We start from the raw sequence: 6,705 nt of genomic DNA, 5'->3' as shown, positions 1-6,705 counted from the left end.
GCCGGCCGGCTGCGCGTGGCCGTCGACGGCGCCCCGGCCGCCCGCCCGGACGCCCTGGCCGCCGCCCTGGTCGACCCGCTGCGCGCCCTCGGCCGGCCCGTGCTGCACGTACGCGCCGACGACTTCCTCCGGCCCGCCTCGGTCCGCCTGGAGTACGGCCGCACCAACCCCGACGCGTACTACGAGGGCTGGGTCGACGAGGCCGGGCTGCGCCGCGAGGTGCTCGACCCGGCGGGGCCGGGCGGCTCCGGGCGGGTGCTGCCCTCGCTCTGGGACGCCGACGCCGACCGGGCCAGCCGCGCCGCGTACGTCGATCTGCCGCCCGGCGGCGTGGTGCTGGTCAGCGGGGCGCTGCTGCTCGGCGGGGGCCTGCCCTTCGACGTCACGGTCCACCTGGCGCTGTCTCCGGCGGCCCTGGCCCGGCGCACCGACCCGGCGCTGCGCTGGACGCTGCCCGCCTTCGCCCGGTACGCCGACGAGGTCGTCCCCGCCTCCTTCGCCGACGTCGTGGTCCGCGCCGACGATCCCCGCCACCCGGCCCTCGTGGAGTCCGCGGTGTCCTCCTGACCGCCGCGACGTCCGGAAAAGTCGCCGGTTTGATCGTCGGCGCGGCGGGGTATTCGGCCGGCTCACAGAGCACGGGTGATCCGCCCGCGCGCAGACGACCACGGCCCGGGCCCACGCACCGGCGCCCAGGCGGACCTTGAGGCCCAGAAAGGCAGGCAGCGATGCTCGTCCACGACAAGGTCGGTACGGGCCGATCCCAGGCGGAGATCGACCAGATCCGGCGCTCCCTGCAGGCCCGTTACGACGAGCTGTCCGCGGAGTACGAGCAGACGGTGCTGCAGAGCCAGGTGTTGCGGCTGGTGGAGGTCGGCGACACCGCCGGCGACGACCAGGCCGACAGCGGCACCAAGACGGCGGAGCGGGACACCGCGCAGTCCCTACTGCGCACCATCCTCGACCGTCGCGCCCAGTTCGAGCACGCGCTCAGCCGGCTGGAGGAGGGCACCTACGGCTTCTGCGAGGGCTGCTCCGCGGCCATCCCGGTCGAGCGGCTGGAGATCTTCCCGTCCGCCACCACCTGCGTGCAGTGCAAGCAGAACCGGGAGCGCCGGGCGGCCTGACGCGAGCGGTTGCCGGTCGGTCCGGGACACGGTGGACTCCACCCATGGGTGAGATCAGGGTGGGCACCGCCTCCTGGACCGACCGCACGCTGCTGGACTCCGGCTGGTATCCGCAGACCGCCGACACGCCCGAGAAGCGGCTGGCGTACTACGCCCGCCGCTTCCCGCTGGTCGAGGTCGACGCCACCTACTACTCCCCGCCGGCGGAGCGGACGGCGCGCCTGTGGGCCGACCGGACCCCGCCCGGCTTCACCTTCAACGTGAAGGCGTTCAGCCTGCTCACCGGGCACCCGACCCGGATCTCCGCCCTCTACAAGGATCTGCGGCCGCAGACGGAGAAGAAGAACCTCTATCCCGACGACCTGCCGCCGCAGGCGTACGAGGAGGTCTGGACGAGGTTCCTCAGCGCCCTGGACCCGCTGGTCGAGGCGGGCAAGCTCGGCGCGCTGCTGTTCCAGTTCCCGCCCTGGTTCACCATCAAGCGGGACAACAAGCAGTACCTGCTGGAGGTGGCGAAGCGCTGCGCCCCGCTCCGCCCGGTCTACGAGTTCCGCCACGCGTCCTGGTTCGACGGCGACAACGCCGAGGAGACCCTGGCCTTCCTGCGCCAGCACGAGCTGGCGTACGTCTGCGTGGACATGCCGCAGGGGCACCGCTCGTCGGTGCCCCCGGTGCTGGCCGCCACCGCGGACCTGGCGGTGGTCCGCTTCCACGGGCACAGCGACAAGTGGACCAGCAAGGACATCCACGAGAAGTTCGGCTACCGCTACTCCGACCGGGAGCTGCGCGACTGGGCGCCGAAGCTGCGCGAGCTTGCCGACTCCGCGCGGCAGACCCACGTGCTGATGAACAACTGCTATCGGGACTACGCCCAGACCAACGCCGCCACCCTCGCCGGGCTGCTCGACGCCGGCTGAGCTGCGGCGACGTCTCATCCCGTCGGGGTGAGGCCCGCTCACCCCGCCGCCGCGCAGCATTGAGGATGCGTGCGGTCGACCGCGACCGCGGAACCGACACCACGGAGGTGGCTGGAGATGACGGTTCGGGTGGTACCGGATCGACGGCGCGGCGCCGTGCTGCACGTCGTCGGGTCCTCCGGCGACGCCCGGTGGGCGCCGCGCGCCGGCCGGGTCGCGCCGACCCGACAGCCGCGCGGCCCGGTGGGGCCGCCGCGACGTGACGACGACCGACGGTGGGAGACCGAGGTACGGGGGTGGAAGGATGGCTGAGCAGCTGCATTCGGCGTTCGAGTCCTCGATGGACAAGACCAACCTGATCCTCAAGGACATCGAGCAGGCCTACGGGTGGCCGAAGGAGCAACGCAACCAGTCCTACTGCGCGCTGCGCACGGTGCTGCACCTGTTGCGCGACCGGATGCCGGTGCAGGAGAGCGTGGAGTTCGCCGCGCAGTTGCCGGTGCTGGTGCGCGGGATCTACTTCGACGGCTGGCAGCCGCAGGACGTGCCGATCAAGCTCAACCGGGACGACTTCCTGCTGGAGGTCCGGCAGGGCTTCCCGTACGACGTCGAGGGGGGCCCGGAGCGCGTGGTGCAGGTGGTGCTGGACACCCTGCGCCGGCACGTCACCCAGGGCGAGTGGGACGACGTGAAGGCCACCATGCCCAGGGACCTGGCCCACATCATTCCCTGAGGCGCCGGCACGATTCCCTGAGGCGCCGGCACGCGCGACGGCCCGCTCCACCCCGGTGGGGCGGGCCGCACGCCGCCCGCCCCGGCCCCGGGCTGTTCGGCCTACCGCCGGTCGTCGCCTGTTCGGAACGGCGGCGGTCGTCGGCTGTTCGGTGCGGCGCTGCGCCCAGGAGTCGCCCACCAGCCCGACAAGCCGTCGACCACGGGCACCACGACGCTGCCGTCGGTCGTCGGCTGCGCGGCCTACCGTCGGTCGGCCGGCGACGGGCCGTCGGCGGGCCGGTGGCCGCCGTCGTCGTCGGTGACCCGGCCGACCGGCTCGCGGCCGGCGTCGTCGGGGACCCGGCTGACCGGGCGGCCGGCGCGGCGGGCGAGCGCCGCGAAGGCGGTGGCGTCCACGACGGCCGCGCCGCCCGGATCGTTGTTGAAGTAGACGTACGTCGGTTCGTCGTCGCCGAACGCCTCGGCGAGCCGGCGCACCCAGGAGGCCAGCGAGGTGCGGCCGTAGCGGGGCCACGGCCGGGCCCGTCCCTCGTGCAGGCGCAGGTAGCCGAAGTCGGTGGTGCGCCAGCGCGGCGCGACGGGACGGCCGAGCCGGTCGGCCCAGACCAACGCCGCCCGCCGCCGCTCCAGCACCGCCCGGGTGGTGTCGGTCCACCACGACGGGTGGCGCGGCTCCACCGCGACCCGCACGTCGGCCGGGAAGAGCCGCAGGGTGGCGTCCAGCGTCGCCGGGTCGGCGGGCAGGTTCGGCGGCAGTTGCAGCAGCACGGGGCCGAGCCGGTCGCCCAGCGCGGTGGCCCGACCCAGGAAGCGGGCCACCGGCTCGGCCGGGTCCCGCAGCCGCCTGACGTGGGTCAGGAAGCGGCTCATCTTGACCGCCACACAGAAGTCCTCCGGCGTGCGCGCCCGCCAGGCGGCGAAGGTGTCCCGCTCCGGCAGCCGGTAGAACGCGTTGTTGACCTCGACCGTGGCGAAGCGGGCGGCGAAGTGCTCCAACCAGAGCCGCTGCGGCAGCCCCTGCGGGTAGAGGCGGCCCCGCCAGTCGCGGTACTGCCACCCGGACGTGCCGAGCAGGATCATCGGCCCGGCCCTACCAGAGGTCGAAGTGGAACACCTCGAACGCGGCGCCGTAGCGGACGCCGAGCCGGGCGCCGGCGGGCCGGCCCAGCCCTTCGAGGAACTCCTCGGCGTCGAAGCTGCCGTCGCCCAGCCCGGCCAGGTACGCCTCGTGCGCCCGCAACGAGGCGAGGCCCCGGTCGAAGGTGTCGGTCACGTCCACCCCGTGCGCCGCGAGCGGGGAGGAGGCGGCCCAGACCTGGCGCACGCCGTTCCACGGCTCGACGCCGTCGGTGAGCTGCTCCGGGAAGACCCACCGGTTGCCGGCGTCGCGGACCGCGTCCAGCACGGCCCGGCCGGTGGCGATGTGGTCGGCCTGGTTCAGCGCGTACGCCCCGTCCCAGGTGTCGCGGAAGTTGTTGGTGACGACGATCTCGGGGCGGTGCCGGCGTACCACCGCCGCGAGCTCCCGGCGCAGCGGCACGCCGTACTCCAGGACGCCGTCGGGCAGGCCGAGGAACTCCACCGTGTCGACGCCGACCAGCGCGGCGGACTCCCGCTGTTCGCGCTCGCGCACCTCCCGGGCCCGCGGCGGCGGCATCCCGTCGATGCCGGCCTCGCCGCTGGTGACCAGGCAGTAGACGACCTGCTTGCCCTGCCCCGTCCAGCGGGCGACGGCGGCGGCCGCGCCGAACTCCAGGTCGTCGGGGTGCGCCACGATCGCCAGGGCGCGCTGCCACTGCTCGGTCACCGGCTCCAGCGGCCCGGGTGCCTCGGTCATCGCCACCTCCACGTCCGACCGGACCATCGTGCCACCGCCGGCCCCACCACGCCGCCCGGCGCGGCCGTCCCCGGGCGGCGCAGGTTGACGGGAGACCGTGCGGATGCCAGCATGTGGAAGCGCTCCCATCGACCGATGTCGCCCTCCGCCGCCCGCACCGGGCGGCCCGACGAAGGACAGGGACCGCATGCGCACCCACCCCCACCGACCCGGTCGGATCCGACCGGCGCTGCTGGCCGCCGTGCTGGCCGCCGGCGCCGTCCTCGCCGTCGGCCACGGCATCAGCCGCCCCGACGCCGCCGAGGCGGCCACCACGCTGAAGAGCCTCGCCGACGCCAAGGGCCGCGACATCGGCGTGGCCATCGACCCCGGCCGCCTCACCGAGGCCCCGTACAGGCAGATCGCCGACAACGAGTTCAACCTTGTGGTCGCCGAGAACGCGATGAAGTGGGACGCCACCGAGCCCGCCCGCGGCCAGTTCAGCTTCGCCCAGGGCGACGCCGTGGCCGACTACGCCGCGTCCGGCGGCAAGCGGCTCTACGGACACACCCTGGTCTGGCACTCCCAGCTGCCCGGCTGGGCCGCCGAGCTGCCCGGGCCCGAGCTGCTCGCGGCGATGCGCGCCCACATCGCCGGAGTCGCCGGCCACTACCGGGGCAAGGTCGTCGCCTGGGACGTGGTCAACGAGGCGTTCGCCGACGGCGGCTCCGGCGGCCGGCGCGACAGCGTCTTCCAGCAGCGCATCGGCGACGGCTGGATCGAGGAGGCGTTCCGCGCGGCCCGGGCCGCCGACCCCGGCGCGAAGCTGTGCATCAACGACTACAGCACCGACGGGGTGAACGCGAAGAGCACCGCGATCTTCAACCTGGTCCGCGACTTCAAGGCCCGCGGCGTGCCCATCGACTGCGTCGGCTTCCAGGCGCACCTGATCGTCGGGCAGGTCCCCGGCGACCTCCAGGCCAACCTGCAGCGCTTCGCCGACCTCGGCGTCGACGTGCGGATCACCGAACTCGACATCCGGATGCCCACCCCCGCCAGCGCGGCCAACCTGGCCACCCAGGCCGCCGACTACCGGCGGGTGGTCAGCGCCTGCCTCGCGGTCGCCCGCTGCGCCGGCGTCACCACCTGGGGGATCACCGACAGGTACTCCTGGATCCCGTCGGTCTTCCCCGGCCAGGGCGCCGCGCTGATCTGGGACGACAACTACGCGCCCAAGCCGGCGTACCAGGCGGTGGCCGAGGCGCTCGGCGGCGGCGCCACCCCGACCCCGACCACGCCCGCCCCGAGCACCCCCGCCCCCGGCACCGGCTGCACAGTGGCCTACGTGCCCAACTCGTGGAACAACGGCTTCACCGCCGAGGTACGCGTCCGCAACGACGGCACGACACCGGTCGCCGGCTGGACGGTCGCCTTCGGCTTCACCGCCGGCCAGCGGGTGACCAACGCCTGGAACGCCACCGTCACCCAGAACGGCGGCCAGGTCGAGGCCCGCAACGCGAGCTGGAACGCGGCCATCCCCGCCGGCGGCACCGTCAGCTTCGGGTTCCAGGGCACCCACGGCGGCACCAACCCGTCGCCGTCGGCGTTCACCCTCAACGGCACGCCCTGCCGTACCGCCTGAGCAGTCCCGCCGAGCCGGGCGAACCGCCGGTGCGAGCCGGGCCGGACGTCTACGGTGGGTTAGAGAAGATCGCGCGTGGGGTACCACCCGCTGCACGACGGACCCCGGCGCAAGGCGGGGCGGCACATCCCGAGGGAGCACCGATGGCACTCAACGACGACGACATCCAGACCACCGGCGGTGGCGGCTCCGAGGGCCCGGCCGACGGCGGCGCGACCCCCGGCCAGCAGGACGGCGGCGCCGACGGTGGCGCCGACCGCGGTGTCGAGCGCGGCGCCGACAAGGGCGCCGACCAGGGCGCCGAGGGCCCGGCCGACGGCGGGGCCACCCCGGGTCAGCACGACGGTGGCGCGGACGGCAGCGCGGAGGGCCCGGCCGACGGCGGCGCGACCCCGGGGCAGCACGACGGCGGCGCCGACGGCAGCGCCTGAGCGGCACGCCATGACGCACATCGACCCGCCGGGCGGC

General features: G+C 74.5%; 8 protein-coding genes. 6 read left to right on the top strand and 2 right to left on the bottom strand.

Translation table 11 applies throughout. From position 1 onward, the window contains the following. The 4 genes from ACWENR_RS28820 to ACWENR_RS28805 form a co-directional block, all read left to right on the top strand. A partial coding sequence (locus ACWENR_RS28820; protein ID WP_452280100.1) for a uridine kinase occupies window positions 1–567 on the top strand: 567 nt, incomplete at its 5' end. A gap of 161 nt (window positions 568–728) precedes the next feature. Beyond that, window positions 729–1,127, top strand: a complete 399-nt coding sequence (locus ACWENR_RS28815; RefSeq protein WP_452280099.1) for a TraR/DksA family transcriptional regulator — start codon at window positions 729–731, stop codon at window positions 1,125–1,127. A 44-nt stretch (window positions 1,128–1,171) separates the two neighbouring features. Then, window positions 1,172–2,044 (top strand): DUF72 domain-containing protein, encoded by an 873-nt coding sequence (locus tag ACWENR_RS28810; RefSeq protein ID WP_452280098.1) that lies wholly within the window; start codon window positions 1,172–1,174, stop codon window positions 2,042–2,044. 304 nt (window positions 2,045–2,348) lie between these two features. Then, on the top strand, window positions 2,349–2,777 hold the full coding sequence (locus tag ACWENR_RS28805; protein ID WP_452280097.1) for a DUF2267 domain-containing protein: 429 nt from the start codon (window positions 2,349–2,351) through the stop codon (window positions 2,775–2,777). 242 nt (window positions 2,778–3,019) lie between these two features. Here ACWENR_RS28805 and ACWENR_RS28800 read toward each other — a convergent pair whose 3' ends face one another. Next, window positions 3,020–3,859: a DUF72 domain-containing protein gene (locus ACWENR_RS28800; RefSeq protein WP_452280096.1), complete on the bottom strand. Its 840-nt coding sequence runs from the start codon at window positions 3,857–3,859 to the stop codon at window positions 3,020–3,022. Between the two features lie 10 nt (window positions 3,860–3,869). Then, window positions 3,870–4,616, bottom strand: coding sequence for a PIG-L deacetylase family protein (locus tag ACWENR_RS28795; RefSeq protein WP_452280095.1), 747 nt, complete (start codon window positions 4,614–4,616; stop codon window positions 3,870–3,872). A 187-nt stretch (window positions 4,617–4,803) separates the two neighbouring features. Here ACWENR_RS28795 and ACWENR_RS28790 point away from each other — a divergent pair, with 187 nt between their 5' ends. Both ACWENR_RS28790 and ACWENR_RS28785 read left to right on the top strand, forming a co-directional pair. After that, window positions 4,804–6,237, top strand: a complete 1,434-nt coding sequence (locus tag ACWENR_RS28790; protein WP_452280094.1) for an endo-1,4-beta-xylanase — start codon at window positions 4,804–4,806, stop codon at window positions 6,235–6,237. A gap of 143 nt (window positions 6,238–6,380) precedes the next feature. After that, window positions 6,381–6,668, top strand: a complete 288-nt coding sequence (locus ACWENR_RS28785) for a hypothetical protein (RefSeq protein ID WP_452280093.1) — start codon at window positions 6,381–6,383, stop codon at window positions 6,666–6,668. The last annotated feature ends 37 nt before the right edge of the window (window positions 6,669–6,705 follow it).

This window comes from Micromonospora sp. NPDC004336 (genome assembly GCF_053602615.1).
This window is presented reverse-complemented; position numbering and strand designations above follow the sequence as displayed.

Coding starts and splice junctions, on each gene's coding strand:
- ACWENR_RS28815 (WP_452280099.1), top strand. CDS start 729: ATGCTCGTCCACGACAAGGTCGGTACGGGCCGATCCCAGGCGGAGATC.
- ACWENR_RS28810 (WP_452280098.1), top strand. CDS start 1,172: ATGGGTGAGATCAGGGTGGGCACCGCCTCCTGGACCGACCGCACGCTG.
- ACWENR_RS28805 (WP_452280097.1), top strand. CDS start 2,349: ATGGCTGAGCAGCTGCATTCGGCGTTCGAGTCCTCGATGGACAAGACC.
- ACWENR_RS28800 (WP_452280096.1), bottom strand. CDS start 3,859: ATGATCCTGCTCGGCACGTCCGGGTGGCAGTACCGCGACTGGCGGGGC.
- ACWENR_RS28795 (WP_452280095.1), bottom strand. CDS start 4,616: ATGACCGAGGCACCCGGGCCGCTGGAGCCGGTGACCGAGCAGTGGCAG.
- ACWENR_RS28790 (WP_452280094.1), top strand. CDS start 4,804: ATGCGCACCCACCCCCACCGACCCGGTCGGATCCGACCGGCGCTGCTG.
- ACWENR_RS28785 (WP_452280093.1), top strand. CDS start 6,381: ATGGCACTCAACGACGACGACATCCAGACCACCGGCGGTGGCGGCTCC.